At 67.0% G+C, this 26,047-nt stretch carries 21 protein-coding genes; 9 read left to right on the top strand and 12 right to left on the bottom strand.

All coding sequences use genetic code 11. From position 1 onward, the window contains the following. Positions 1-84: 84 nt before the first annotated feature. Positions 85-1,044 (bottom strand): LysR substrate-binding domain-containing protein, encoded by a 960-nt coding sequence (locus tag AC1DS6_RS10265; protein WP_441628905.1) that lies wholly within the window; start codon positions 1,042-1,044, stop codon positions 85-87. A gap of 98 nt (positions 1,045-1,142) precedes the next feature. On the opposite strand from AC1DS6_RS10265, the gene AC1DS6_RS10260 reads away from it, so the two are divergent. Together AC1DS6_RS10260 and AC1DS6_RS10255 are read left to right on the top strand one after the other, a co-directional pair. Then, positions 1,143-2,156 carry a Bug family tripartite tricarboxylate transporter substrate binding protein gene (locus AC1DS6_RS10260; protein WP_441628907.1) on the top strand — a complete coding sequence of 338 codons (1,014 nt, stop codon included), beginning with the start codon at positions 1,143-1,145 and terminating at the stop codon, positions 2,154-2,156. A gap of 2 nt (positions 2,157-2,158) precedes the next feature. Continuing rightward, on the top strand, positions 2,159-2,536 hold the full coding sequence (locus AC1DS6_RS10255) for a hypothetical protein (RefSeq protein WP_441628909.1): 378 nt from the start codon (positions 2,159-2,161) through the stop codon (positions 2,534-2,536). A 26-nt stretch (positions 2,537-2,562) separates the two neighbouring features. Here the strand turns inward: AC1DS6_RS10255 and AC1DS6_RS10250 are convergent, their stop codons facing one another. The 7 genes from AC1DS6_RS10250 to AC1DS6_RS10220 form a co-directional block, all read right to left on the bottom strand. Next, entirely contained in the window at positions 2,563-3,057 is a 495-nt protein-coding gene (locus tag AC1DS6_RS10250; RefSeq protein ID WP_441628969.1) for a M48 metallopeptidase family protein, read from the bottom strand. A gap of 59 nt (positions 3,058-3,116) precedes the next feature. Then, on the bottom strand, positions 3,117-3,341 hold the full coding sequence (locus AC1DS6_RS10245) for a hypothetical protein (RefSeq protein WP_441628911.1): 225 nt from the start codon (positions 3,339-3,341) through the stop codon (positions 3,117-3,119). A 127-nt stretch (positions 3,342-3,468) separates the two neighbouring features. Next, positions 3,469-4,350 (bottom strand): carbohydrate ABC transporter permease, encoded by an 882-nt coding sequence (locus AC1DS6_RS10240; RefSeq protein ID WP_441628913.1) that lies wholly within the window; start codon positions 4,348-4,350, stop codon positions 3,469-3,471. Next, the gene (locus AC1DS6_RS10235; RefSeq protein WP_441628915.1) at positions 4,347-5,246 is read right to left on the bottom strand and encodes a carbohydrate ABC transporter permease; all 900 of its coding nucleotides are present in this window, start codon (positions 5,244-5,246) and stop codon (positions 4,347-4,349) included. Before AC1DS6_RS10235 ends, AC1DS6_RS10240 begins: the two co-directional genes overlap by 4 nt. A gap of 110 nt (positions 5,247-5,356) precedes the next feature. After that, positions 5,357-6,679: an ABC transporter substrate-binding protein gene (locus AC1DS6_RS10230; RefSeq protein ID WP_441628917.1), complete on the bottom strand. Its 1,323-nt coding sequence runs from the start codon at positions 6,677-6,679 to the stop codon at positions 5,357-5,359. Then, a complete protein-coding gene (locus tag AC1DS6_RS10225; protein WP_441628919.1) occupies positions 6,676-7,848 on the bottom strand; it encodes an ABC transporter ATP-binding protein in 1,173 nt (390 codons plus the stop codon). The genes AC1DS6_RS10230 and AC1DS6_RS10225 overlap by 4 nt, the downstream gene beginning before the upstream one ends. A gap of 88 nt (positions 7,849-7,936) precedes the next feature. After that, positions 7,937-9,682, bottom strand: coding sequence for an IlvD/Edd family dehydratase (locus AC1DS6_RS10220; protein ID WP_441628922.1), 1,746 nt, complete (start codon positions 9,680-9,682; stop codon positions 7,937-7,939). Between the two features lie 421 nt (positions 9,683-10,103). On the opposite strand from AC1DS6_RS10220, the gene AC1DS6_RS10215 reads away from it, so the two are divergent. Next, complete coding sequence (locus AC1DS6_RS10215; RefSeq protein WP_441628925.1) at positions 10,104-10,847, top strand: FadR/GntR family transcriptional regulator; 744 nt, start codon at positions 10,104-10,106, stop codon at positions 10,845-10,847. A 76-nt stretch (positions 10,848-10,923) separates the two neighbouring features. Beyond that, a complete protein-coding gene (gene ettA / locus AC1DS6_RS10210; protein WP_441628927.1) occupies positions 10,924-12,591 on the top strand; it encodes an energy-dependent translational throttle protein EttA in 1,668 nt (555 codons plus the stop codon). Positions 12,592-12,682: 91 nt separating this feature from the next. Here ettA and AC1DS6_RS10205 read toward each other — a convergent pair whose 3' ends face one another. Next, on the bottom strand, positions 12,683-13,846 hold the full coding sequence (locus AC1DS6_RS10205; protein ID WP_441628929.1) for a metallophosphoesterase: 1,164 nt from the start codon (positions 13,844-13,846) through the stop codon (positions 12,683-12,685). Between the two features lie 446 nt (positions 13,847-14,292). On the opposite strand from AC1DS6_RS10205, the gene AC1DS6_RS10200 reads away from it, so the two are divergent. The 3 genes from AC1DS6_RS10200 to AC1DS6_RS10190 are packed head-to-tail and all read left to right on the top strand — an operon-like array spanning position 14,293 to position 20,142. Continuing rightward, a complete protein-coding gene (locus AC1DS6_RS10200; protein WP_441628931.1) occupies positions 14,293-15,522 on the top strand; it encodes an efflux RND transporter periplasmic adaptor subunit in 1,230 nt (409 codons plus the stop codon). 13 nt (positions 15,523-15,535) lie between these two features. Continuing rightward, on the top strand, positions 15,536-18,700 hold the full coding sequence (locus AC1DS6_RS10195; RefSeq protein WP_441628933.1) for an efflux RND transporter permease subunit: 3,165 nt from the start codon (positions 15,536-15,538) through the stop codon (positions 18,698-18,700). Next, positions 18,697-20,142 carry an efflux transporter outer membrane subunit gene (locus tag AC1DS6_RS10190; RefSeq protein WP_441628935.1) on the top strand — a complete coding sequence of 482 codons (1,446 nt, stop codon included), beginning with the start codon at positions 18,697-18,699 and terminating at the stop codon, positions 20,140-20,142. Before AC1DS6_RS10195 ends, AC1DS6_RS10190 begins: the two co-directional genes overlap by 4 nt. A gap of 38 nt (positions 20,143-20,180) precedes the next feature. On the opposite strand, the gene AC1DS6_RS10185 is transcribed toward AC1DS6_RS10190, so the two are convergent. The 3 genes from AC1DS6_RS10185 to AC1DS6_RS10175 form a co-directional block, all read right to left on the bottom strand. After that, positions 20,181-21,485 (bottom strand): MATE family efflux transporter, encoded by a 1,305-nt coding sequence (locus tag AC1DS6_RS10185; protein ID WP_441628971.1) that lies wholly within the window; start codon positions 21,483-21,485, stop codon positions 20,181-20,183. Positions 21,486-21,555: 70 nt separating this feature from the next. Continuing rightward, entirely contained in the window at positions 21,556-22,095 is a 540-nt protein-coding gene (locus AC1DS6_RS10180; protein WP_441628937.1) for a winged helix-turn-helix transcriptional regulator, read from the bottom strand. 377 nt (positions 22,096-22,472) lie between these two features. Continuing rightward, entirely contained in the window at positions 22,473-23,399 is a 927-nt protein-coding gene (locus AC1DS6_RS10175) for a LysR family transcriptional regulator (RefSeq protein ID WP_441628939.1), read from the bottom strand. Between the two features lie 170 nt (positions 23,400-23,569). On the opposite strand from AC1DS6_RS10175, the gene AC1DS6_RS10170 reads away from it, so the two are divergent. After that, complete coding sequence (locus AC1DS6_RS10170; protein WP_441628941.1) at positions 23,570-24,496, top strand: SDR family oxidoreductase; 927 nt, start codon at positions 23,570-23,572, stop codon at positions 24,494-24,496. Continuing rightward, positions 24,496-26,001, top strand: coding sequence for an acyl-CoA synthetase (locus tag AC1DS6_RS10165; RefSeq protein ID WP_441628943.1), 1,506 nt, complete (start codon positions 24,496-24,498; stop codon positions 25,999-26,001). The genes AC1DS6_RS10170 and AC1DS6_RS10165 overlap by 1 nt, the downstream gene beginning before the upstream one ends. Positions 26,002-26,047: the final 46 nt, after the last annotated feature.

The raw sequence follows: 26,047 nt of genomic DNA, 5'->3' as shown, positions 1-26,047 counted from the left end.
CCATTTTTAACTATCAATTTCAAAAACAGTTTGTTAATTGGTGCGCCGCGCGAAACGATAAGAGTTGGCGGCGCCAGGCACGCGTCAGATGGGTATGAGATACCCGCTGCCGGCGGCGTCCCGGATCACCTTTCCGAGCGTTTCCATGAAAGCTGTGGCGGCGGGGCTATCCGGCCGGCCGCGGCGCCGGTGCAGTGCGGCCGTGCGGCTGAAGCCGGGATGCGCGACCGGCGCGTAGGCCAGCCCGGCGAAGCTGCCGCTGCGCTGCGTGCCGGCGATATGCAGCGCCAGCGGGCTGGCGATGGTGTACAGGCGGCCGCCGAGCACGGCGCGCAGCAAGGCTTCCACGCTGGGGCCTTCCAGCCGGGGCCGCAGCACGATGCCGGCGGCCTGCGCGGCCGCGTCGATCTGCCGGCGCATGGCGAAGCGCTCGGGCAGCAGCGCCAGGGGCAGCGTTCCCAGTTGCGCCAGGGTCACGGTTTCCTGTTCGCGTGGCAGCTTGTGTCCGGGTGCGATCAAGGCAAGCGTTTCCGAGAACAGCGGCACCTGTTCGATGCGTTTTGGCGCGTCCTTCGCAAACGCCAGGCCAAGATCGATCTGTCCGTCCAGCAGGGAACGGTCGACCTCGGCGGCGGCAAACTCGAACACCTGGATATCCAGCCCCGGATGCGCATCGACCAGCGCTTGCACGGCAGGCATCACCAGCGCGGAAAGATAGGTATGGGTGGCGCCGATGCGCAGCGTGCCCTCCACCGCGCCGCGCTGAGAGGCTGCGGATACGATGACCCGTTCGAGCTGATCGAGCACGGGTTCGAGCGCCAGAACCAGTTGCCTGCCCGCATCGGTCAGTTCCAGCTTGCGGCCCACGCGTCCGAACAGCGGCACCCCCAGGCTCTGCGCGAAGATGCGCAGGTGCTGTGACAAGGCCGGTTGCGTCAGGCCGAGCGAATCGGCCGCGGCGGTCACGCTGCCATGGCGGGCAACGGCCATGAAGCTGCGGACCAGGCGCAGGTCCATGGCTTCGGGCGTGGCCGTTGATCTCATAATCTGTCGTGATGAATTGAAAATCGATTCATCATTTTACAGAGCATGTCGTAACTGCTGGAATGCATGCACAACATGGAAAACACCAGGAGACCCCCATGTCATGCCATTCCAGCGCCGACCGGCGCAACCGCCGGCTGCTTGCCTTCTTGTCGCCCGCGCTCGCAGCCGCCGCGCTCTGCCTGACATTCGCGCCAGCGGCCAGCGCTGCCTATCCGGATCGCCCGATCCGCCTGGTGGTGCCGTATGCGCCCGGCGCCACCACCGACTCGCTCGCCCGCCTGATCGGGAAAGAACTGCAGGTCCGCCTGAAGCAACCGGTGGTGGTGGAGAACCGGCCCGGCGCGGGCGGCACCATCGGCAGCGACTATGTCAGCAAGGCGCCTGCCGATGGCTATACCTTGTTGCTGGGCGCGGTCGGGCCGGTCTCGGTCGGCAAGGCGTTGTATCCCGCGCTGCCCTACGATCCAGCGAAGGACCTGGCCGGCGTCGGCCTGATCGGCACGGTGCCGTTCATCCTGGTGGCGGGCACCCGCGGGCAGCGCTTCGATTCCGTGCCCGCGCTGGTGCGCGCGTCCGCCGCGGCGCCCGACACCATCGCCTACGGCTCGGCGGGCAACGGCACGCCGCAGCACATCATCGGGGCGATGTTCTCGCAGGCTACCGGCGCGCGCCTGCTGCATTCTCCCTACAAGGGGTCGGGCCCCGCCATCAACGATCTGCTGGGCGGGCAGATTGCGCTGATGTTCGACAGCCCCGTGCTGCTGCTGCCGCACATCAAAGCCGGCACGGTGGTGCCGCTGGCGCAGACCGGCGCACGACGCTCCGCCTTGCTGCCGGGGGTGCCCACCATGCGCGAGCAAGGCGTGCGCGATTTCGACGCGGCGCCGTGGTACGGAATCATGGCGCCGGGCAAGCTGCCGGGCGATATCCTCAACCGGCTCAACCACGAGCTGAATGCGGTGCTCGCCGACAAGCAGATGCAGGAACGCCTGCTGGCGCTTGGCGTGGAAGCCCGGCCGCTGGATCCTGCCGGCTTCCGCCAGTTCCTGTCGCAGGCGCAGGCGAGTTGGACCCGCGCCGTATCCTCCGCCTCGGTGAAACCGGACTGATCATGCCGCACCTGATTACCGAAACCACGCGGCAACTCGCGGACAGGATCGACTTCGCGCATGTGTTCGCCGGCGTGCACCGCGAACTCGCAGGGCATGGCTACGCGCAACTGGCGGATCTCAAGAGCCGCCTGCTGGTGGCGGAGGTTGCGCTGACCGGCGACGACCCCGAAGCCGGCTTCGTCGTGACGCATCTCGTGATGACCAATGCGCGGCCGGAGCCGGTGCAGGCCGCCATGGCCGCGGTCGTGCTGGCGCATATGGCGGCAGCCGTCAGGCAGGCCGCTTTCGCCGGCAACGTGCAGGTGTGCGTGCTGCATCGCCTGGCGGCACAGGGGACGTATCGGAAGACAGTGGTGGTGAGCCCGGGCGCGGTTTGAGGCTTGAGGCTTGAGAGGCGAGGGGGCTAGCGCTGTGCCTGCTCCAGTTCACGCCACGCCAGGAACAGGCGCGTGTCGAACTCGAGCTGGTGATACGCCGGCTCCATGTATTCGCACAGGCGGTAGAACGCCTTGTTGTGATCGCTTTCCTTCAGGTGCGCGAGTTCGTGCACCACGATCATGCGCAGGAATTCGGGCGGCGCTTCCTTGAACAGCGAGGCCACGCGGATTTCCTTCTTGGCCTTGAGCTTGCCACCCTGCACGCGCGAGATGGCGGTGTGCAGCCCGAGCGCGCGATGCACCACGTCGATCTTCGCGTCGAACGCGATCTTGTGGACCGGCGGCGCGGTGCGCAGGAATTCCTGCTTCAGTTCGGCGGTGTAGTCGTACAGCGCGCGGTCTGTCTGCACGGTGTGCCGGGCCGGGTATTTCTTCGCCAGGTGCTCGCCAAGGCGATTGGCGGCAACCAGCTGGCGCACCTGGTCGAGCACGGCATCGGGATACGCGCTCAGGAAGCGCAGCGGATCCTTGGCGCCGGGGCGCCAGGTTTCGCTGGCGGGAGCGGGATGGCTACGGTTGCTCAATGGTGGTGATGGTGGTGGTGTGCCCAGTTGCCGTCGACGGAGGAGACGAAGGACTCGACCGCATCCTTGTCGCCGGTGGCGTGACGAACCAGCTCACCGCATTTGCACCAGCCCTGGTATGGCGTGATGTGCGAACAGGCGGATACCTTCTGCAGAAACAGCGTGACGGGCTTGGTGCACTTCTTGCACTTGAAGGTGAGGGTGCGGGCGGGTTTGCTCATCGGATCGGGCTTGAATACGGGGTGGTTCGGCGGTGCCGGCGGTTGGCGGCGGGACAACGGGCATTTTAACCTGCCCTTGCCAGGCGTTCATGCCCGGTGCCGTTGCGCTTGTCCGGCCCTTTGCCGCCTATTCCTTCACCGCCCCCGTCATGCCCGACACGTAGTACTCGACAAAGAACGAGTACACCAGCGCTACCGGCAGCGAGCCCAGCAAGGCGCCTGCCATCAGCGCGCCCCAGTGGTAGACGTCGCCCTCGATCAGCTCGGTGACGATGCCCACCGGCACCGTTTTCACTTCCGACGAGGAAATAAAGGTCAGCGCGTAGATGAACTCGTTCCACGACAGCGTGAAGGCGAAGATGCCGGCCGAGATCAGTCCCGGCACGGCCAGCGGCAGGATGATCTTGACCAGGATCTCCCAGCGGGTGGCGCCGTCGATCAGCGCGCATTCTTCCAGTTCGTAAGGGATGGAGCGGAAGTAGCCCATCAGCAGCCAGGTGCAGAACGGGATCAGGAAGGTGGGATAGGTCAGGATCAGCGCCCAGCGCGTATCGAACAGGCCGAGCTGGAACACGATCGATGCCAGCGGGATAAACAGGATCGAGGGCGGGATCAGGTAGGCCAGGAAGATGGCCAGCCCGACCTGCTTCGCGCCCTGGAAGCGCAGCCGCTCGATCGCGTAGGCGGCCAGCACGCTGGCGGCCAGCGAGGCGAAGGTCGATACCGTCGAGACGATCACGGTATTGAGCAGCCAGGCCGGGTAGGGCGTGTTGAACAGCAGCTTCTTGAAATGCGCGAAGGTGGGCGCCATCACCAGGAACGGGTTGGCGCTGCGCATCAGCAGTTCGCCATCCGGCTTGAAGGCGGTGATCGCCATCCAGTAGAACGGAAACAGCAGCACGAAGACGAAGATGCCTAGTGGGATGTAGATGGTCACCCAGCGCCGCGGTATCGATTGCAGGTAGTCCATGCCCTGCTGCTCGGGCGCGCTCATCGCTTTCGCTTTCATTTGTCGCCTCCCTGTTGCCAGCCGCGCCGCTGCAGGCCGAAGTAAGAGAACAGGATGGCAGCCAGCAGGAAGGGCACCATCATGGTGGCGATCGCCGCGCCTTCGCCCAGTGAACCGCCGGGAATCGCGCGCTGGAAGGACAGGGTGGCCATCAGGTGAGTGGCGTTGAGCGGGCCGCCGCGCGTGAGCACGTAGATCAGCTGGAAATCGGTGAAGGTGAACAGCACGGAGAAGGTCATCACCACCGCGATGATCGGCGTCAGCAGCGGCAGCGTGACATAGCGGAACTGCTGCCACGGCGTGACGCCGTCGATCGATGCCGCTTCGTACAGCGTGGGCGAGATGGTCTGCAGCCCGGCCAGCAGGGAGATCGCGACAAAGGGAATGCCGCGCCAGACATTGGCGGCGATGGTGGAGAAGCGGGCCAGCCACGGGTCGCCGAGGAAATCGATATAGCGGTCGATCAGCCCGAGCTTGACCAGGCTCCAGCTGATGATGGAAAACTGCGCATCATAGATCCACCAGAAGGCCAGCGCCGACAGCGCCGTCGGCACAATCCACGGCAGCAGCACGATGGCGCGGAAGAACGATTTGAACGGCAGGTTCTTGTTGAGCAGCAGCGCCAGCCACAGCCCCAGCGCGAACTTCAGCACGCTGGCCACCAGCGTGTAGAACAGCGTGTTGAACAGCGCCAGTTGCGTCAGCGAGTCGCCGGCCAGGTAACTGTAGTTGGCCAGCCCGATCCATTCGCCGGTGCCGCCGATCTTGGTATTGGTGAAGCCGAGCCAGACGCCGAGGCCGAGCGGATATGTCAGGAAGACCAGCAGCAACAGCGCCGTGGGCAGCATGAACAGCAGCCCCAGCGTATGGCGGTTGTTCAACAGGCGGGATAGCATGGATCACCTCGGCGGCTGCCGGTCCGGCGCTGGAAACGCCGGACCGGATCTTCAGAACGGCGGCGCGGCGGTGTGCCGCCGCGCCTTCCCTGCTTCGGGCGTTGGCGACATCACGCCTTGTAGTAGCGCTCGGCACGCTGCGCCGCGCGCGCCGCCGCCTCCTTCGGCGTCTTGGAACCGCTGGCCGCCTCGGCCACCATGTCGAGCACGATGTAGTCAGCCATGGACGCGGCCGAAGCGGTGCCCAGCGGGCCGGCGTGGCCGTTGTCGAGCATCAGCGCGGCGGAGTCGCGATAGACGGTGTGCTTGGGATCGGCCGTCCAGATCGGGTTGGCCTCGTAGGCCTTGAGCGGCTGGCTGACGTAGCCGATGGCGGCTTCCATCCATGGGTTGTACTGCTCCGGTTCCATCATGAATTGCAGGTAGGCCTTGGCCGCGTTCGGGAACTTGGAATATCGGAACAGCATCATTTGCGTGATCTGCATCAGTTCGGTGGGTTTGCCGGACGTGCCGATCGGGAAGTGCGCGTGCTGGATGTCCCGCGCCATCTCCTGCAGCTTGGGCTCCTTCGAATTCTTGGCCGCGTAGTAGACCGAGATGCCGTTGGCGGTCAGGCTGACCTGGCCGTCCAGGAAGGCCTTGTTGTTCGACGGGTCCTGCCAGGACAGCGTGCCGGGCACGAAGGTGGCATAGAGTTGCTTGGCATACTCCAGCGCGGCCCAGGTCTCGGGCGAGTTGACCACGACCTTGCCCTTGGTATCGACCAGCATGCCGCCATGCGACCAAAGCAGCCAGTGCGCCCAGTTGTTGCCGTCGCCGACCGCCTTGCCCAGCGCGAAGCCGCAGGGCGTGTTCTTGGCCTTGAGCCCCTGGCACAGTTTGAGGAAGCCGGCGAGGTCCTTGGGGATGGTCTCAAAGCCCGCTGCCTTGACATGGCTCTCGCGATAGACCAGCGCGTTGCCCACCACGCCCAGCGGCAGGCCGATCCACTTGCCGTTGTGCGTGCCGTATTTGCGGCACACGTCGTACCAGCCGCCGTATTTGCCGCCGAGGTAGGTGGCCAGGTCCGACATGTCGACGAGCTTGTCGGGATACTGTTGCGGGTCGTCGAACCAGCCGACGATGATGTCCGGCCCGCTACCAACGCTGGCCGCCACGGCGGCCTTGGGGCGCACGTCTTCCCAGCCTTCGTTGTCGACCCGCACCTCGATCCCGGTGAGTTCGGAGAACTTCCTGGTGTTGGCGTTCCACAAGTCTTCGTCGCCCTGCACGAAGCGCTTCCAGCGCAGCACCCGCAGCTTGGCGCCCGCTTCCGGTTTGTACAGCAGCGGGGCGGGCGCGGCGAAGGCATGGCCGCCCAGCGCCGTGGTGGCGGCGACGGCAGCCGTGGATGCCAGGAAATCGCGTCTCGTGAAGTTGGTCGGTGCGCTCATCGTTTTGTCTCCTCCGTGGTCAGGGGTTCCGCCCCGTGCTGGTCATGCCTGTTTCCCGGATCACCCTGCGCATCCGGCGTGCCGTGCCGCAGCAGCGACTGGCCCGTGTCGGCATCGAACAGGTGGGTGTGCTGGTGGTCGGGCACGAGGTTCAGGATGTCGCCCGCGGCGAAGTCATGGCGCTCGCGGAATATCGAGATGAAGTCCGTTTCGCAGAAGCGCGAATAGATCTCGGTGTTGGCGCCGGTAGGCTCGACTACCGACACGCGGTTGCGCAGGCCTTGGCCGGTCGCGTCCAGGCTCAGGTGCTCGGGCCGCACGCCATAGATCACGCGCTGGCCGTCGGTCCCGGCGCCGGCGTCGAAGCGCGTGGGGGGCGGCAGGCGCGTGCCATCGGGAAACTCGACAACCGTATCGCCGCCCTGGCGGCGCAGCACGCCGGGCACGAAGTTCATCGCGGGCGAGCCGATGAAACCGGCCACGAAGAGATTGTCGGGATGGTCGTAGAGGTCCAGCGGCTTGCCGCGCTGCTCCACGCGGCCGTCGCGCATCACCACGATCTGGTCGCCCATGGTCATGGCTTCGATCTGGTCATGCGTGACGTAGACCGAGGTGGTGCGCAGGCGCTGGTGCAGCTCCTTGATCTCCGCGCGCATCTGCACGCGCAGCTTGGCGTCGAGGTTGGAGAGCGGCTCGTCGAAGAGGAACACTTGCGGATCGCGCACGATGGCGCGTCCCATCGCCACCCGCTGCCGCTGGCCGCCCGAAAGCTGGCGCGGGTAGCGATCCAGCAAACTGCCCAGGCCGAGAATGGCGGAAGCCTTGTCCACCTTCTGCCTGATCTCGTCCTTATCCCCCTTGGCGAGCTTGAGCGAGAAAGCCATGTTGTCGTAGACCGTCATATGCGGGTAGAGCGCATAGTTCTGGAACACCATGGCGATGTCGCGCTCCTTTGGCGGCAGGCGATTGACCACCCGGCCGCCGATGGCGATCTCGCCGGTGGTGATTTCCTCCAGCCCGGCAATCATGCGCAACAGCGTGGATTTGCCGCAGCCGGATGGTCCCACCAGCACGGTGAACTCGCCGTCGGCGATGTCGATGTCCACGCCGCGGATGACCTGCGTGCTGCCGAAGTACTTCTGGATGCCGCGAATCTGAACCGATGCCATGCGTGGTGTCTCCGTTGGCCGTTCATGCCGGGAGCGGCCGTTCGTCGCGAATGCAAAGCTGCGGAAAGCCGCGTTGCGACAACGCGTCTCAGTGGTTGTCCTTGGGTACGGCGGCGCCGCTCTTGCCCACCAGGAAATCCATGTCGGCGCCCAGGTTGGCTTGTTGCACGTGCTCGACATAGAGCCGGGTCCAGCCGCGTTCCATCGGCAGCGCAGGCGCTTGCCACGCTGCGCGGCGGCGCTGCAATTCCTCGTCGCCGACATGCAGGTGCAGCTTGCGCGCGGGTACATCCAGCTCCACCATGTCGCCGTCGCGCACCAGCGCGAGCGGGCCCCCGGCCGCGGCCTCGGGCGCCACGTGCAGCACCACTGTGCCGTAGGCAGTGCCGCTCATGCGCGCATCCGAGACGCGGACCATGTCCGTGATGCCCTTGCGCAGCACCTTGGGCGGCAGCGGCATGTTGCCGGCCTCGGCCATGCCGGGGTAGCCGCGCGGGCCGCAGTTCTTGAGCACCAGCACGCAGGTTTCGTCCACATCGAGCGATTCGTCGTCGAGGCGCTGGTGCATATGCTCGCTGTTCTCGAACACCACCGCGCGGCCCGTGTGCCTGAGCAGCGCCGGGGTGGCGGCGGAGGGCTTGATCACCGCGCCGTCGGGGCACAGGTTGCCGCGCAGCACGGCAATGCCCGCGTTCGCCTTGAAGGGCGCGTCGAAGGCGTGGATGACTTCGCGGTTCCAGTTGGGCGCGTCCTTGCAGTTGTCCCACAGCGTCTTGCCGTTGACGGTCAGCGCGTCGCGCGCCAGCACCGCGCCCAGTTCGCGGATTACCGCCGGCAGACCGCCGGCGTAATAGAAGTCTTCCATCAGGTGGCGCCCGGAGGGCTGCAGGTCGAGCAGGCAGGGCAGCTCGTGACCCAATGCGTCCCAGTCTTCCAGGCTCAGCTTGACGCCGATGCGGCCGGCGATGGCAAGCAGGTGGATCACCGCGTTGGTCGAGCCGCCGATCGCCGCGTTGACGCGGATGGCGTTCTCGAAGGCAGGCCGGGTGAGGATCCGCGACATCACCAGGTTGTCCTTGACCATCTCCACGATGCGGCGCCCCGAGGCGCGCGCCAGCACATTGCGGCGGCCGTCCACCGCCGGAATCGCGGCGTTGCCGGGCAGGCTCATGCCGAGTGCTTCCACCATGCTGGCCATGGTCGACGCGGTGCCCATGGTCATGCAGTGGCCATGCGAGCGGTGCATGCAGCTTTCGGCTTCGAAGAAATCCTCCTGCGACATCTGTCCGGCCCGCACCGCTTCCGACATCTTCCAGACATCGGTGCCGGAGCCCAGCTCGCCGCCGCGAAACTTGCCGCTCAGCATCGGGCCGCCGGAGACGCCGATGGTGGGCAGGTCGCAGGACGCCGCGCCCATCATCAGCGCCGGCGTGGTCTTGTCGCAGCCCATCAGCAGCACCACGCCATCGATCGGATTGCCGCGAATCGATTCCTCCACGTCCATGCTGGCCAGGTTGCGGAACAGCATCGCGGTCGGGCGCAGCATGGTCTCGCCCAGCGACATCACCGGGAATTCGAGCGGAAAGCCGCCCGCTTCCCATACGCCGATCTTGACCTGTTCGGCCAGCGTGCGGAAATGCGAGTTGCAGGGGGTGAGTTCGGAATACGTGTTGCAGATGCCGATGACCGGGCGGCCGTCGAACTGATCGTGGGGAATGCCGCGGTTTTTCAGCCACGAGCGGTAGATGAAGCCATCGCGGTCAAGCCGGCCGAACCAGGCCTGGCTGCGGCGCACGGGGTGCACCGGGGGCTTCGGCGGTTTTTCGTCGTTCACTCGGGTCTCCTGCGTTCTGCGGGGGCCGCGTAGCGACGTCCAGCGCTTTCGCGCCACGTGTGCTGATGCCCGCTTTCTTGTGCGATGCAGATCCGGATGCCTGCGACCGCCACTGCCTTGCCGCGCGCATGCCGAGTGAGCGGAGTCTAGTTCAGGACTATCGACAGGTAAACTGGTATTACCAATTAGGGGTCTCTACTGCCGTCTCTACCGCCGCGCGCGGTGCCGTTGCCGATGCTGCAGTGCATTCGCGTTGCGCCTGGACATTGAACAGCGCGCTGCCTAGACTTCAGCGGACTGGACAACTGGTCAAACCAATCTCGCGCCGCGAGCCGGCGGCGCGGGACTGCGAAACACCGCAACCGCCAGCGCACGATTCGCGCACTGGAGATCTGTGCTGGCCACTCGGGGCTGCTTGTCCATGCCTATCCAATCGATCGAGCCACAGCGCCTTTACCGCCAGATCAGCAACCAGTTGCGCGGGTTGATCCTGGCCGGCGAGTTTCCGGTGGGCTCGCGCCTGCCGGCGGAGCGGGATCTGTCGGTGCAGCTCGGCGTGAGCCGGCCGTCGCTGCGCGAGGCATTGATCGCGCTCGAGGTCGAGGGCTATATCGAAGTGCGGATGGGCTCGGGCATCTATGTGTGCGAACCACCTTCGCACGCCGATGCGGGCTTCGACCTGTCCGGCGAGGAGGGACCGCTCGAACTGATCCGCGCCCGCGCGCTGGTGGAAGGCGAGGTTGCCGCGCTGGCGGCAAGAAGCGGGCGCAAGGCCCAGTTCGACGCCATCGAGGAGGCGATCGCGCAGATGGCCGCCGATGCCGCCGCGGGCCTCACGCCGCTCGATGCCGACCGCCTGTTCCACGTGCGCGTGGCCGAGGCCACCGGCAACAGCGTGCTGGTGGGCGTGGTGCGGCGGCTCTTCGACCTGCGCCTGGGCCCGCTGTTCGATCAGTTGGACAGCCACTTCGAAACGCCCGAGGTATGGGCGCGGGCGATCACGGAGCACCGCGCCGTGCTGGCGGCGCTGCGCGGCAAGGATCCCGAGCTGGCGCGCGCGCTGATACAGCGGCACATGGATATCGCCTACCGCCGGCTGACGTCCAGCCTGACCCGCGCGCGCAGGCGCCCGGCCGGCAACTTGCGCGCCGGGAAAGCGTCCTGACGGGCCGCGGCCGGACCGGCTTTGCTACACTTGGCCGATTCCCCCATTTCACCTCCCCCAATTCACTCGGATTCGCATGGCACAGTACGTTTTCACCATGAACCGCGTGGGCAAGATCGTTCCGCCCAAGCGTCACATTCTCAAGGACATCTCGCTGTCCTTCTTCCCGGGCGCCAAGATCGGCGTGCTGGGCCTGAACGGCTCGGGCAAGTCGACCGTGCTGAAGATCATGGCGGGCATCGACAAGGAGATCGAGGGCGAGGCCACGCCCATGCCCAACCTGAACATCGGCTACCTGCCGCAGGAACCGCAGCTCGATCCCGAACAGACGGTGCGCGAATCGGTGGAAGCCGCGCTGGGCGGCGTGTTCGAGGCACGCCAGAAGCTCGATGAGATCTACGCGGCCTATGCGGAACCGGACGCCGACTTCGACGCGCTGGCGGCGGACCAGGCCAAGTACGAAGCGATCCTCGCGGCCAGCGACGGCAACAACGCCGAACTGCAGCTGGAAATCGCAGCCGACGCGCTGCGCCTGCCGCCCTGGGACGCCAAGGTGGGCAACCTGTCCGGCGGCGAGAAGCGCCGCGTGGCGCTGTGCCGCCTGCTGCTGTCGCGCCCCGACATGCTGCTGCTAGACGAACCCACCAACCACCTGGATGCGGAATCGGTGGAGTGGCTGGAGCAGTTCCTCACGCGCTTCCCCGGTACCGTGGTGGCTGTGACCCACGATCGCTACTTCCTGGACAACGCGGCCGAATGGATCCTGGAACTGGACCGCGGCCACGGCATCCCCTGGAAGGGCAATTACAGCTCCTGGCTGGACCAGAAGGAAACCCGCCTGAAACAGGAAGAGTCTAGCGAGTCGGCCCGCCAGAAGGCGCTGCACAAGGAACTGGAATGGGTGCGGCAGAACCCGAAGGGGCGCCAGGCCAAGTCCAAGGCGCGTCTGGCGCGCTTCGACGAACTGAACAGCCAGGAATACCAGAAGCGCAACGAAACCCAGGAAATCTTCATCCCCGCGGGTGAGCGCCTGGGCAACGAGGTGATCGAATTCAACGGTGTGAGCAAGGCCTATGGCGACCGCCTGCTGATCGATGACCTCAGCTTCAAGGTGCCGCCTGGCGCCATCGTCGGCATCATCGGCCCGAACGGCGCCGGCAAGTCGACCTTCTTCCGCATGCTCACCGGCAAGGAAACGCCGGACAGCGGCGAGATCAAGGTGGGCCCGACCGTGAAGATGGCCTACGTGGACCAGAGCCGCGATGCGCTCGACGGCAGCAAGACCGTGTTCGAGGAGATCTCAGGCGGCGCCGACGTGCTGACCGTGGGCCGCTACGAAACGCCGTCGCGTGCCTATATCGGCCGCTTCAACTTCAAGGGCTCGGACCAGCAGAAGCACGTGGGCACGCTCTCGGGCGGCGAGCGCGGGCGTCTGCACCTGGCCAAGACGCTGATCTCCGGCGGCAATGTGCTGCTGCTCGATGAACCGTCCAATGACCTGGACGTGGAAACGCTGCGCGCGCTGGAAGACGCGCTGCTGGAGTTTGCGGGCTGCGTGATGGTGATCTCGCACGATCGCTGGTTCCTGGACCGGATCGCCACCCACATCCTGGCATTCGAAGGCGAGTCGCACGTGGAGTTCTTCCCTGGCAACTACCAGGAATACGAGGCGGACAAGAAGCGCCGCCTGGGTGAAGAGGGCGCCAAGCCGAAGCGTATCCGCTACAAGCCTATCGCGCGATAAGCACGATCATCCTGGCGGCATCCGGTTACGGGCCGCCAACGGACAAGGGCCCCGCTCGCGCGGGGCCCTTTGCTTTTTGCGTGTCCGCGTATTACGCCACATCCGCATTGAGCGGCGGCGCTGGCTTGGGCACCAGCTTCAGCTTCGTAATCTCCGACGGCGCGCCAAAGCGCTTGGGTGGCCCCCAATAGCCGGTGCCCCTGCTCACATACACCCACATTGCCTCATGCCGGTTCAGCCCGGCGGTATAGGGCTGCTGCATCGGCACAAACAGGTTCCACGGCCAGAACTGGCCGCCATGCGTATGTCCGGAAAGCTGCAGGTCGAAGCCAGCGTTGGAAGCGGCGGGCGCGGTGCGCGGCTGGTGCGCCAGCAGGACACGCGCGGCGACGACAGATGGCGCGCCGTCCAGCGCGCGCGCCGGGTCGCTGCGATGGCTTTCGTCGAAGCGGTGGGCGGAATAATCGGTCACGCCGGCCAGCACCAGTGCGTCTTCATCCTGCCCGATCACCACGTGCTCGTTCATCAGCACCTGCAGGCCCAGCCTGCGCAGTTCGATGATCCACGGCTCGGCGCCGGCGTAGTACTCGTGGTTGCCGGTGACGAAGAACGTGCCGTGGCGCGCCTTCAGGTCGCCCAGCGGCGCCGTGTGCGGCGCCAGCTCGCGTACCGTGCCGTCGACCAGGTCGCCGGTGATGGCGATGGCGTCCGGCTGCAACTCGTTGACGCGCGCGACGATGCGTTCCAGATAGGCGCGCTTGATGGTGGGGCCAACATGGATATCGCTGATCTGCACGATGGTGAAATCGTGCAGCGAGTCGGGCAGGCCGGCGATCGGCACTTCCACCTCCACCACCTGCGCCAGCCGCCGCGCATTGAACAGCCCCAGCGCGGTAACCAGCAGCGCCAGCACCGGTACCGCGGCAGCGGTGCGCGACAGCAGCCAGGCCGGGTGCCAGCCAGTGACGGCGCCCGCCAGCAGCACAATGTCGCGCGCCAGCGTCAGCACCAGCAGAGAGGAAAAGAACCCCATCGCCAGCATGCCTACCCAGGTGAGCGCGTCGCACCATGGCTGGTCCAGGCGCCGCGCGAGCAGGCCGGCGGGGATCAGCGGCCAGGACAGCGCCAGCCACGCCACGGCAAGTGCCTTGACGGCGAACGCCACGGGCAGGTCGGGTAACAGGCGCAGGCCGATGTAGCCGTGCAACAGGCCGACCACGATGGCCGCGACGAAAACGGTGGTGCGAGGGGGCATGCCGCCTCCAGGAGAGCGGGCGCACGGAAATTTGTGGCGTCCTGTTTTGTTTTACATCATTCCGGCGCGATGGCGCAGGTGTAACCGCAGGCGAAGAGCCAGTGTTTCGCAGCCTGCGTGCTCGCAGCCGTACCCGCGTGTCTGGCCGGCGGCGCTTTTGCCGCGCGATGCATGACGTGGCTAGTTGAGGCTGCCGGCGGGCACATTCAAGAGGCCGGCACGGTTTTGGGCACAGCGCCTTCCGGCCAACGCAAGATGCGTACCCTGACAAGTATTGAAAGCCGCACCCCACGGGGGGCGGGCGGTTTCACGGTGCTCTCTAAAGTACTTAACACGCCGCAAAAAAGATTGAATTGTGCGCTTTTCGCTCCTGCGCTTAACTTGCCGGGCTAATTGCGTCCGTACGGCAGCCGCCGGCCGGCCAGGCGAATGCGGGAGGGTTGGAAATGAAGCGGACGGGTCGGCGGTGGACGGCATTGCTGCCGGTGGTGGCAGCGTGGGCGCTGGCCGCCTGCGGCAAGCAGGAAGCGCCGCCTGCGGCGCAGCAGGAGGTACCGGTGCAGGTCGTCAAGACCGTGGCGCAGGATCTGCCTGTCACCTTCGAGTTCGTGGGCCAGACCCAGAGCGACCAGGCGGTCGACATCCGCGGCCGGGTGTCCGGCTTCCTGGTGAAGCGGGCCTATGTGGAAGGTGCCATGGTCAAGGCCGGCCAGTTGTTGTTCGAAATCGACCACAAGCCCTTCCAGGCCCAGCTCGACGCAGCCAAGGCGCAACTGGCGCAAGAGCGCGCCCGGCTGGAGGTGGCGCGCGCCAACCTGGCACGGGTCAAGCCGCTGGCGGAGCGCAACGCGCTGTCGGCGAAAGACCTCGACGATGCCACCGGCAACTATCACGCCGCCGCGGCCGGGGTGGAACAGGCCCGCGCACAGGTCGAGGAGCAGCAGCTCAACCTGTCCTACACCTATGTGCGCTCGCCGGTGGATGGCGTGTCCAGTTCCGCCGTGCTGCCGGAGGGCGCCTACGTGAGCACGACCAACAGCCTGCTGACCACGGTGTCCACGCTGACGCCGATGCGCATCAATTTCAGTGTCTCCGAACCCCAGACTCTCGAATTCCGCGCCCAGCAGGCCAGCAAGCAGATGGTGCCGCCTCCCGACCAGCACTACGCGGTCACCGTGGTGCTTGCCGACGGCAGCGAGTTTCCCCGCAAGGGCCGCATTACCTTTGCCGATGCCACTTACAACCAGCAGACCGGTACGTACCTGGTACGCGCGGAGATGCCCAACCCCGAGGGCACACTGCGCCCCGGCCAGTTCGTGCGGGTGCTGGTGAGCGGTGCCACGCGACCCGGTGCCATCGTGGTGCCCCAGCGCGCCGTGGTCCACGGGCCCAAGGGCGACCTGGTCTTCGTGGTGGACAAGGACGGCAAGGCCGCTCCCCGGCCGGTGACCGTGGGTGACCTCTCCGGCTCGATGTGGCGCATCGCCCAGGGCCTGGGGCCCGGCGAGACGGTGGTGGTGGACGGCGCGAGCAAGCTTGCGCCGGGCGCGCCCGTCAAGATCACCGGCGAAGCGCCGCCGGCCGCCGTGGGGGTGGGCAGCGTGCCGGCTTCCGCCCCGTCGGCCCAGTCCGCGCCAGCCGGGGGTGAGGCCAGCCCCGTGGCCAAGTCCTCCTGATACGGAGACCGCCATGCTCTCCGCCTTCTGCGTCCAGCGGCCCATCTTTGCGGCGGTACTGTCGCTAATCATCGTGATCGGCGGCCTGGTCTCGATGTTCGCCCTGCCGATCGCCCAGTACCCCGACATCACCCCGCCGCAGGTCACGGTCAGCGCCACTTATGCCGGCGCGGATTCCGACACCGTGGCACAGACCGTCGCGGCGCCCATCGAGACCCAGGTCAACGGCGCCGACAACATGATCTACATGCAGTCGACGTCGTCACCCACCGGGTCGATGACGCTCAACGTGTATTTCGACATCGGCACCGATCCCGACACCGCGCAGGTGCAGGTGCAGAACCGCGTCAACCTGGCGCTGCCGCAGCTGCCCGACACCGTGCAGAAGACCGGCATCAATGTGCAGAAGCGCTCCTCCAGCTTCCTGCTGCTGATCGGCGTGTATTCGCCCGATGGCAGCTTCGACCAGCAGTACATCAACAACTACGCCAACCTCTATGTGCTCGACGCCATCAAGCGCGTCAACGGCGCCAACCAGGCGCAGATCATGGGTTCGGCCGACCTTGCCATGCGGATCTGGCTCAAGCCTGACCGCATGGCGGCGCTGGGCATCACCGCGCAGGACGTGCAACGCGCGGTGCAGAGCCAGAATGAACAGTTCGGCGCCGGCAGCGTGGGGCAGGCGCCCAACAGCAAGCCGGTGGAACTGACTTTCCCGCTGGTCACGCCGGGGCGCCTGACCACGCCGGAGCAGTTCGAGAACATCATCCTGCGCGCAGACAATACCGGCGCCGCGGTGGTGCGCCTGCGCGACGTGGGCCGCGCCGAGATCGGCCAGCAGCAGTACACGCTGCGCTCTGCGCTCAACGGCAAGCCGGCCACCATCATCGCCGTGTACCAGCAGCCCGGCTCCAACGCGCTGCAGGTGGCCAAGGACGTGCAGAAGGCGCTGGACGAGATGTCCAAGACGTTCCCGAAGGGTGTGAGCTACAAGGTGGCGCTCGACACCACCGAATTCGTGCGCGCATCCATCGACGAGGTGGTGCACACCCTGATCGAGGCGGTGATCCTGGTGGTGCTGGTGGTGTTTATCTTCCTGCAGAACGTGCGCGCCACCATCATCCCGGTGCTGGCCGTGTTCGTCTCGATCCTCGGCACCTTTGCCGGGCTGCTGGCGCTGGGTTTCTCGATCAACCTGCTGACCTTGTTCGCGCTGGTGCTGGCGATCGGCATCGTGGTCGACGACGCCATCGTGGTGGTGGAAAACGTCGAGCGCAATATGGCGGAGTTCCACCTGTCGCCAAAGGACGCCACGCTGCGCGCGATGAAGGAAGTGACCGGCCCGGTGATCGCCATCGTGCTGGTGCTCTCGGCCGTGTTTATCCCGGTGGCCTTCGTCTCGGGCACCACCGGGCAGTTGTACCGGCAGTTCGCGCTGACCATCGTGGTGTCGGTGGTGATCTCGGGCTTCGTCGCGCTGACCTTGTCGCCGGCGCTGGCCGCGCTGATCCTCAAGCCGGGCCATCACGAGCCGTGGCGCGGCTTTGTCTGGTTCAACAAGCGCTTCGACCGGCTGGTGCATCACTATGGCGGCTGGGTGCGCGTGTTCATGCGGCGCTCGGTCGTGGCGATGCTTTGCTTCGGCCTGATGCTGCTGGCGGTGTGGCAGTTGTTCAACCGGATTCCCACCGCCTTCGTGCCATCCGAGGACCAGGGCTATGTGCTGGTGGCGGTGATGATGCCGGATTCCGCCAGCCTGGACCGTACCGAGAAAATCACCTCGCAGGTGGCGGCCATGTTCCGCGAGCACCCCGCGGTGCAGGACGCCTCCGCGCTGTCCGGCTACAGTTTTATCGACAGCCAGTACAAGACCAATGCCGGCACGGTCTTCGTCGCCATGAAGCCGTTCGGCGAGCGCAACAAGCCCGACCTGCTGGTGCCGGGCATGTTGCAGTCGATCACGCCGAAGCTGCGCGCCATTCCCGAAGCCATCATCATCCCGGTCAATCCGCCGTCGATCCCCGGACTGGGCTCGCAGGGCGGCTTCGAGTTCTGGCTGCAAAGCCGCGGCACTGGCACCACCGCGGAGCTGGAGGCGACTACGCGCGCCTTTATCAAGGCCGCCGCCAGCCATCCGGAGCTGGGCCACCTCAACAGCACCATCCAGGCCGCCTCGCGTCAGATGCGGGTGGAAGTGGACAAGGAGAAGGCGGAGACCATGGGTGTGCCCATTGCCGATGTCTATGGCACGCTGCAGACGCAATTCGGCTCGCTCTACATCAGCCAGTTCTCGCAATACAGCCGGGTCTGGCAGGTGATCCTGCAGGCCGAGCCGCAGTACCGCGCCAATCCGAACGACCTGCAGTTCCTCTACGTACGCCAGCAAAGCGGGGCGATGGCGCCGGTGTCCGGCCTGCTCAAGACCACCTACAGCAGCGGCCCCGACCTGCTGTCGCGCTTCAATAACTTCCCGGCGGCCAAGATCACCGGCGATGCTGCGCCTGGCTACAGCTCGGGCCAGGCGCTGGCGGCGATGGAGGCGGTGGCGAAGGAAGCGTTGCCGGTGGGCTACGCCTACGGCTGGAGCGGCGAGGCGTTCGAGGCGAAGAAGTCGGGCAACACCACCACCATCGTGTTTGTGTTCGGCATCGTGATGGTGTTCCTGATCCTGGCCGCGCAGTACGAGTCGTGGTCGTTGCCGCTCTCAATCCTGAGTGCGGTGCCGTTTGGCCTGTTCGGCGCGCTGCTCGCCATCCTGATGCGTGGCTTGTCCAATGACGTGTATTTCCAGATCGGCATGGTCACGCTGATCGGGCTGGCGGCGAAGAACGCCATCCTGATCGTGGAGTTCGCGGTGATGAAGCAGAAGGAGGGCATGTCGCACGCCGACGCCGCGGTGGAGGCGGCCAAGCTGCGGCTGCGGCCAATCGTGATGACGTCGCTGGCCTTTATCCTGGGCGCGGTGCCGCTGTTTATCGCCAGCGGTGCGGGCTCCAACGCCCGGCACTCGATCGGCACCGGCATCATCGGCGGCATGATTGCCGCGACCACGCTGGCGCTGGTGTTCGTGCCGCTGTTCTCCTACCTGATCGGCACGGCCGCCGACAAATGGGCCAGCCGCAAAGGCGCGCCGGCCCCGGCTGTGCAGTCCGAAGCCGCGGCGGGAGAGGCATCGTGAGCGCGCGCCGCCTGCTCCTGGCCGCATGCGCGATGGCGCTGGGCGCCTGCGCGCTCGGGCCGGACTATCGCCGTCCGGACGTCGCGCAGCCGCCGCAGTACCGCCTCGATACCGGCGCGCTGACCGTGGCCGCGGACAGCGCCTGGTGGGACAGCTTCGGCGATCCGGTGTTGAACGCACTGGTCGACGCCGCGCTGCGCAACAACTACGACGTACGCATCGCCGCCGCGCGCATCGACGCGTTCCGCGGGCAGTTGCTGGTGGCGCGCTCCGGCCTGTTCCCGCAAGTCGGGCTGTCGGCATCGGCCACGCGCCAGCGCGCCGGCACCTTCAACGGCACGCCGTTCGCATCGCTGGAGCGGCCAGGCAACAGCTACCAGCTGCTGGCCAACGCAAGCTGGGAAATCGACCTGTGGGGCCGTATCCGCCGCCAGGCGGAAGCCGCCGAAGCCGACCTGTGGAACGCGGAATATGCGCGGCGTGGCGTGGTGCTGGCGCTGGCCGCCTCGGTGGTGCAGGGCTATGCCAGCCTGCGCGGGCTTGACGCGCAGCTGGATGTTGCCCGCCAGACCCTGGACTCCCGCAGCCGCGCGCTGGATATCTTCCGCATGCGCTACGCGGGCGGCGTGGTCTCGCAGCTTGAGCTGGCGCAGGCCGAGAACGACTACTACGCCACCGAGGCATCGATCCCGCCGCTGCGCGCGTCCATTGCACAGACGGAGAACGCGCTGTCGGTGCTGCTCGGGCGCGAGGCCGGGCCGATCGAGCGCGGCAAGTCCATCGCGCAATTGCAGGTGCCGCCGGTTGGCGCCGACCTGCCGGCAGCCCTGCTGGCGCGCCGCCCGGACGTGCTGCAGGCCGAGCAGAATGCGGTGGCGGCCAACGCGCTGCTGGGTGCTGCCGAAGCGCTCTACCTGCCGGCCGTGAACTTGTCGGGCCTGTTTGGCGCAATCGCGGCCTCGCCGGGCGCGCTGTGGCACAGCGCCTCGCAGGTGTGGGGCATGTCTGCCGGGCTGACGCAGCCCATCTTCCAGGGCGGCGCCATCCGCGGCCAGGTGCAGACTGCCGGCGCACAGCGCGAGCAGGCCATGCTGGCCTACCAGAGCAGTGTGCTGGCGGCGCTGGCCGATGTGAACACCGCGCTGGCCAACGGGCTGGAAACGCGCAACCGGCTGGGCAGCCTGCAGAATCAGGAGCGCAGCCTGACGGTGTACGCCGACCAGGCCGGCGCGCGCTACGAGAGTGGCTACTCCAGCTATCTCGAAGTCACCAACGCGCAGGAGAAGCTGTTCGACACCCAGCTTGCTGCGATCCAGGGCCAGGTCGACGTGCTCAATGGCGCGGCGGCCTTGTACAAGTCGCTGGGCGGCGGATGGCCGGCGGTGCCGGCCGAGGTCAGGGACGCCGGGATGGGCGGCGACGCGCGTGTGGTGCAGCGCTGAGGCGATGCGCGCGATTCGCGCAATTCGCCTAGCTAGCCCTAGCGTGCGGACCAGTTGGCATCGCGCACGCCCAGCGCGGTCACCACGCCGTAGGCGCTGATGCCCAGCGCCACGCCCAGGAAGTGCCCGTCCAGACCCATGCCGGCCATGTTAGCCAGCACCCAGCCGCCACCGGCGGCCAGGGCGATGCGGGCCACGCCGGCCCCCATCGGCCAGCCCATGCGGCCCGCGCCCATCGAGGCAAAGTACAGTGCCATGCCCAGGCCGAAGCCACCAAAGGCCGGGGCGACCCAGGACAGCGCGCGTGCGGCGATGCCGGCGACTTCGGCGTCCTTGGTGAAGAGCCCGGCAAAGGCCTCCGGCGCCAGGCCCACCGCCGCACCCACCGCCCCGGCTACCGCCAGCGCCAGCAACGCGCCGGCCCAGGCGGTACGGCGCGCGGTCACCCAGTCGCCGGCGCCCACGGCGCCGCCCACCAGCGCGGTCAGGGCCGAGCCCACGCCGAAAGCCAGTGGAATCATCAGGAATTCGAGCCGCGCGGAGATGCCGTAGGCAGCCACGGCGGCCGTACCGTAATGACGCAATTCCGCCGTCACCAGGATGGTGGTCAGGTTAGCCACCGATGCCAGGGCGCAGGCCACCAGCCCTACCGACAGGATGCGCACGAACAGCGCGCGCGATGGACGTATCCGCAGCATTGGCACAAAGCCGGCGCCGCCGCGCAGCACTACCCAGGCCATGGCCAGCGCCGCCACCCACGACACTGCCGCGAGTGCGGCGCCGATGCCGGCCAGCCCCATGCCGGCCGGCTCGGCCAGCGCCCAGGCCAGGATAGGGAAGGCGATCCACATCAGCGACAGCACGCGCGCCGCCAGTGCATGGCGGCCACCGCCGCGCAGCACGGAAGCCAGCGTGTTGGCCAGCCACGCTGGCACCGCGCCGGCGCCGAACAGCCAGATCGCATAGGTGGCGGCCGCGTCGGCAGCCGTTTGCCCGGCCACCGCGCCCAGGATGCCGCGGGGGAAGCCCGCCATCGCCACGGCGAACACCAGCCCCGCCGTGATGGCGATGATGAGCGCATGCAACACCAGGGAGGAAGCCTCCTCGCGCTTGCCCGCGCCGAGCGCGCGGGCGATGGCGGATACCACGCCGCCGCCCATGGCGCCGGTTGACATCTGTTGCAGCAGCAGGGCGAAGGGCAGCACGACTGCCCAGCCCGCCAGTGCCGCCGTGCCCTGGCGCGCCGCCAGCCAGGTTTCGATCAGTTGTGCGCCCGCCTGCAGGAACGCGATCAGGCTGGTGGGTGCGGCCAGTACGAGAATGCGGCGCAAGAGTTCGCGCATCAACGGTTGCGTGGGGGCGGTAGTAGTCACGGACGCCAGCGTGGCTGCCGCCAGCGGATTGGCTTGGGGTTCATTCATGGCTGGACTCCGTTTCATCCGTCGTTTCGCGCTTGGCCGGTACGGCTGGATCGCCTTCGCGGGCAAGGCGCCGCCGCAGGGCGCCGCTGGCGGCCGGGCCGGGCACTACGCGCAGGTCGTCCAGCGTCAGCGGGCTGCCGTCCGCGCGTGCCAGTGCCGGCGCGGCAATCGCGGCGCCGGTGCGCTTGTCCTGCAGCACGGTGTGCGGGCCGGACGCATCGTTCATCCAGCGGTCGGCCCAGGCCTTCAGGGCGACAAAGGCGGGAAAGAAGTCGCGGCTCTTCTCGGTGAGGTGGTAGACGTGCCGCGCGCTGTCGGGGGCAGGCAGGCGTTCCAGCATGCCGTGCTCGACCAGGCTTTTCAGGCGCGCGCTGAGGATGTTGGGTGCAATGCCCAGGTGGCGCTGGAATTCGTCGAAGCGGGTGCTGCCGTAGAACGCTTCGCGTAGCAGGAGGATGGCCCAGCGCTCGCCTAGCACCGACATCGAGCGGGCGATGGGGCATGGCATGCTGGCAAAGTCGGTGTGGCCCATGGTCCTCTCCATCTGACTAGCGGTTGGCCCTCGGCGTTTACTTTCGATTTGCAAGCCAGGGCGTTCCGCGCATCTTAACTTGCAATTTGAAAGTTTGCTTGGGTGTGGGGGATAACTCTGTGCGATGTTCGGAGCGGTTTGTCTTTAGGGGCTGGTGGATGGCTACAACTGCTTGCCTGCAAAATCAAAGTCAAAGGCTTAAAGTCAAAGGCGGTTTCACCCCCTGCGGGGGGCGACCTACTTTTTTGTCTTGCCAAAAAAGTAGGCAAAAAAGGCGCCCCATACGGCCTGGTACACCTTGACGGCTCGCTTCACATCGCTTGGGGGGCTCGCTTTGCATCGCGGGGCGCCGGGGCCACACGAAAAGACCAGGGGGATCAGCAAAGTGTCTGGCGCATCGCATCGCTGAATACATCCAGGGCCGGAATCCGCGCGCGCAGGAAATCGATCAGCGCGCGCGTGGCCATCGATGGATGCAGGTTGGGCGTGGTGATGATGTAGAGCCGGCTGCCCAGGCCCTCCGGCTTCCAGTCGGTCAGCACAGGCACCAGCCGGCCCTCGCGCACATCGTCCCAGCCGGCATAGACCGGCAGCAGGCCCACGCCATGGCCGTCGCGCACCGCGCGCATCAGAAAGGGGAAATGTTCGGACTGCAGGTGCGGGATCAGTTCCACCTGCTCGCGCTGCTCGCCGCGGTCGAGCGTGAGGACGAAGCGCCGCGCGGGGTAGGGCGGGCACAGGAACTGACACCACGCCAGGTCGGCCGGGGCGTGTAGCGGCCCGTTGCGCGCCAGGTAGGCGGGCGACGCGCAGAGCTGCCAGTCGATCGCGCAGATGTCGCGCGCCACATGGTCCAGCGGCGGCTGCGAGGTGACCTTGAGCGCCACGTCGATCTCGGCGGCGATCAGGTCCACCACGCGGTTGGCAAAGAATACGCGCAGGGAGATGCCTGGATGCTGGCCGGTGAACTCCAGCAGCAGCGGGGCCAGGAAGGTGTCGCCCAGACCGGTCGGCACGCTCAGGCGCACGTGGCCGCGCAGGGTGGTGCCCAGGCTGTCGATCTCCGCCTGGGCCGAGGCCACTTCCTGCAGGATGCGCAGGCCGTGCTGGTACAGCGAGCGCCCAGGCTCGGTCAACTCCAGCCGGCGCGTGGTACGGCGCAGCAACTGCGCGCCGGCCTGGTGTTCCAGTTCGCGCAGCTGGCGGCTGACCTGCGAGCGCGTGACGCCGCGCCGCCGTCCCGCTTCGGACAAGTTGCCGGCCTCGACGATGTCGACGAAGGCCTGGATGAGGTTGAGGTCCATCCGGGATTCCCAGGAGTATTGTCGCGTATGGCGCAACATTGTGAGTCGCCGCAGGGGAATTGTCGATGCCGGGCGTCAGGACTACAGTGTCCGTTCCCTGCCGGATTGCCGGGAGCGGGGCCAGGCGGGCGCAACGACGCCAACGACGCGAACAACAAGCAGGAGACACCATGTTCAAGAACGATCTTTTCGCTGGCCAGCGTGTGCTGATCACCGGCGGCGGTACCGGGCTGGGTCTGATCATGGCCGAGCGCCTGGCCGGGCTGGGCGCGGAGCTTCACCTGTGCGGGCGCCGGCTGCCGGTGCTGGACGAGGCCGCCGGGTCGTTGCGGCAGCAGCACGGCGTCAAGGTCGTGACCCACGCGGTGGACATCCGCGATGCCGCCGCCGTCGACGCCATGATCGAGACCATCTGGACCCAACACGGCCCGCTCGACTGCCTGGTCAACAACGCCGCCGGCAACTTCATCAGCCGCACCGAGGACCTCTCGCCCAATGGCTTTCACGCCATCTCCGACATCGTCTTCCGCGGCACCTTCTACATGACGCAAGCGGTGGGCAAGCGCTGGATCCGCGACGGCCATCCCGGTTCGGTGCTCTCCATCGTGGTGACCTGGGTCTGGACCGGCTCGCCCTTCGTGGTGCCGTCGGCCATGTCCAAGGCCGGCGTGGACGCCATGACCAAGTCGCTGGCCGTGGAGTGGGGCCGCCACGGCATCCGCTGCAACGCCATCGCGCCGGGCGTGATCCCCACCGAAGGCGCGGGCTCGCGACTGCGCCCGCAGGATTCGCAGCAAGACCAGCTGAGCGGCCAGAACCCCACCGGTCGCATCGGCCAGCCGCAGGACATCGGCAACCTCGCCGCCTTCCTGCTGGCCCGCGACAACTCGTGGATCAACGGACAGACCATTGCGCTGGATGGCGGAGACTGGCTCGCCAACGGCGCTTACTTCAAGCAATACCTGGGCTGGGGCGATGCCGAATGGCAGGCCGCGCGCGAACGCATCTCCGCCAGGAACGCCGCCGACCGCGCCGCGCGCACGGTGAATGCACCCACGCCTTCCCCGACACCCGACCAATCTGGAGACAACGAATAATGGCCGCCGACCTCTGGTTCGAAGATACCCGCCTTGCCGCCGCCGACCTGCTTGAGCGGGGCACGCGCCTGGCTGGCGGCTTGCGCGCGCTTGGGCTCAACGAAGGCGACGTGGTCGCGGTGCTGCTGCGCAACGATCCGGTCTTTGCCGATATCGTCCACGCCTGTCGTACGGCCGGCGTCTATTACTGCCCCATCAACTGGCACTTCACCGTCGAGGAAATCCGCTTCCTGATGGCCGACAGTGGCGCCAGGGCGCTGATCGTCCATGCCGATCTGCTGGACGGCGTGCGCGCGGCGGTGCCCGAGGGCGTGCAGGTACTGGCGGTCGCGGTGCCGGGCAAGGACAGCGCGGCAGGCGCCACCGACTATGAAAGCTGGCTCGATGCGCAGGCGCCGTACGCCGGCCCGCGCGTGGCGCCGCGCGGCCACATGGCCTACACCTCCGGCACCACCGGCCGCCCCAAGGGCGTGCTGCGCGCCGCGGTGCCGCTGGCCACGCTGGAAACGCAACTCGCGCGCATGCGCTCGGTGGTGGCGCAGACCATGGGCATCGTGGAAGGCACCCGCGCGCTGATGGCCGCGCCGCTGTACCACAGCGCGCCGGGCGTATTCATCCAGAATGCGCTGCAGCTCGGCGAGCGCCTGGTGCTGTGCGCGCGCTTCGATCCGGAGCAGGTGCTGGCGCTGGTGGAGAAGCACCGCATCGACGTGCTCTACCTGGTGCCCATCATGTATGTGCGCATGCTCAAGGTGCCGCCGGAGGTGCGTGCGCGCTACGACCTCTCCTCGCTGCGCTTCGTCGCGTCGACCGGCGCGCCGTGCGCGCCCGAGGTCAAGCGCGCCATGATCGACTGGTTCGGTCCGGTCATCCATGAAACGTACGCGTCGAGCGAGGCCGGCATGATCACCGTGGCCACGCCGGTCGACGCGATGGCCAAGCCCGGCACCGCCGGCCGTCCGGTCGACGATGGCGAAGTGCGCATCCTCGACGAGCAGGGCAAGGCCTGCGCGCCCGGCGAGATCGGGCTGGTCTATGTGCGGCAGCCGGCTTACCCCGATTTCACCTACCGCAACAATGACGAAGCCCGCCGCGCCATCGACCGCGGTGGCCTGGTGAGCCTGGGCGACATGGGTTATCTCGACGCCGATGGCTATCTGTTCATCTGCGACCGCGCCTCCGACATGGTGATTTCCGGCGGCGTGAACATCTACCCGGCCGAGATCGAGCACGAACTGGTGCGCTACCCCGGCGTGGCCGATTGCGTGGTGTTCGGCGTGCCCGACGACGAGTATGGCGAACGCCTGCTGGCCATGGTGCAGCCGGTGCAGGGCGCCATGCTGGAGGAGGGCGCGATCATCGAATGGCTGCGCCAGCGCCTCTCAGGCTTCAAGGTGCCGCGCACCATCGTGGTGGAAGCGCAACTGCCGCGCGACGATACCGGCAAGCTGGCCAAGCGCCGCCTGCGCGACAAATACTGGGAAGGGCGCGCGCGGCGGGTTTGAGCGCGGCGCAGCCCGGACATACCGGCAAGACCGAGAACATCAGAAG

It is taken from the genome of Cupriavidus sp. 05L310, assembly GCF_056398185.1.
The sequence above is the reverse complement of the archived record's forward strand: the minus strand, read 5'-3'. Positions and strand labels throughout refer to the sequence as shown.

What these genes read in the sequence shown, in the direction of transcription:
- AC1DS6_RS10260 (WP_441628907.1), top strand. Translation starts at nt 1,143, where the DNA reads ATGTCATGCCATTCCAGCGCCGACCGGCGCAACCGCCGGCTGCTTGCC.
- AC1DS6_RS10245 (WP_441628911.1), bottom strand. Translation starts at nt 3,341, where the DNA reads ATGAGCAAACCCGCCCGCACCCTCACCTTCAAGTGCAAGAAGTGCACC.
- AC1DS6_RS10185 (WP_441628971.1), bottom strand. Translation starts at nt 21,485, where the DNA reads ATGCGCGAACTCTTGCGCCGCATTCTCGTACTGGCCGCACCCACCAGC.
- AC1DS6_RS10170 (WP_441628941.1), top strand. Translation starts at nt 23,570, where the DNA reads ATGTTCAAGAACGATCTTTTCGCTGGCCAGCGTGTGCTGATCACCGGC.
- AC1DS6_RS10265 (WP_441628905.1), bottom strand. Translation starts at nt 1,044, where the DNA reads ATGAGATCAACGGCCACGCCCGAAGCCATGGACCTGCGCCTGGTCCGC.
- AC1DS6_RS10200 (WP_441628931.1), top strand. Translation starts at nt 14,293, where the DNA reads ATGAAGCGGACGGGTCGGCGGTGGACGGCATTGCTGCCGGTGGTGGCA.
- AC1DS6_RS10215 (WP_441628925.1), top strand. Translation starts at nt 10,104, where the DNA reads ATGCCTATCCAATCGATCGAGCCACAGCGCCTTTACCGCCAGATCAGC.
- AC1DS6_RS10255 (WP_441628909.1), top strand. Translation starts at nt 2,159, where the DNA reads ATGCCGCACCTGATTACCGAAACCACGCGGCAACTCGCGGACAGGATC.
- AC1DS6_RS10230 (WP_441628917.1), bottom strand. Translation starts at nt 6,679, where the DNA reads ATGAGCGCACCGACCAACTTCACGAGACGCGATTTCCTGGCATCCACG.
- AC1DS6_RS10165 (WP_441628943.1), top strand. Translation starts at nt 24,496, where the DNA reads ATGGCCGCCGACCTCTGGTTCGAAGATACCCGCCTTGCCGCCGCCGAC.
- AC1DS6_RS10225 (WP_441628919.1), bottom strand. Translation starts at nt 7,848, where the DNA reads ATGGCATCGGTTCAGATTCGCGGCATCCAGAAGTACTTCGGCAGCACG.
- AC1DS6_RS10195 (WP_441628933.1), top strand. Translation starts at nt 15,536, where the DNA reads ATGCTCTCCGCCTTCTGCGTCCAGCGGCCCATCTTTGCGGCGGTACTG.
- AC1DS6_RS10180 (WP_441628937.1), bottom strand. Translation starts at nt 22,095, where the DNA reads ATGGGCCACACCGACTTTGCCAGCATGCCATGCCCCATCGCCCGCTCG.
- AC1DS6_RS10205 (WP_441628929.1), bottom strand. Translation starts at nt 13,846, where the DNA reads ATGCCCCCTCGCACCACCGTTTTCGTCGCGGCCATCGTGGTCGGCCTG.
- ettA (WP_441628927.1), top strand. Translation starts at nt 10,924, where the DNA reads ATGGCACAGTACGTTTTCACCATGAACCGCGTGGGCAAGATCGTTCCG.
- AC1DS6_RS10240 (WP_441628913.1), bottom strand. Translation starts at nt 4,350, where the DNA reads ATGAAAGCGAAAGCGATGAGCGCGCCCGAGCAGCAGGGCATGGACTAC.
- AC1DS6_RS10235 (WP_441628915.1), bottom strand. Translation starts at nt 5,246, where the DNA reads ATGCTATCCCGCCTGTTGAACAACCGCCATACGCTGGGGCTGCTGTTC.
- AC1DS6_RS10175 (WP_441628939.1), bottom strand. Translation starts at nt 23,399, where the DNA reads ATGGACCTCAACCTCATCCAGGCCTTCGTCGACATCGTCGAGGCCGGC.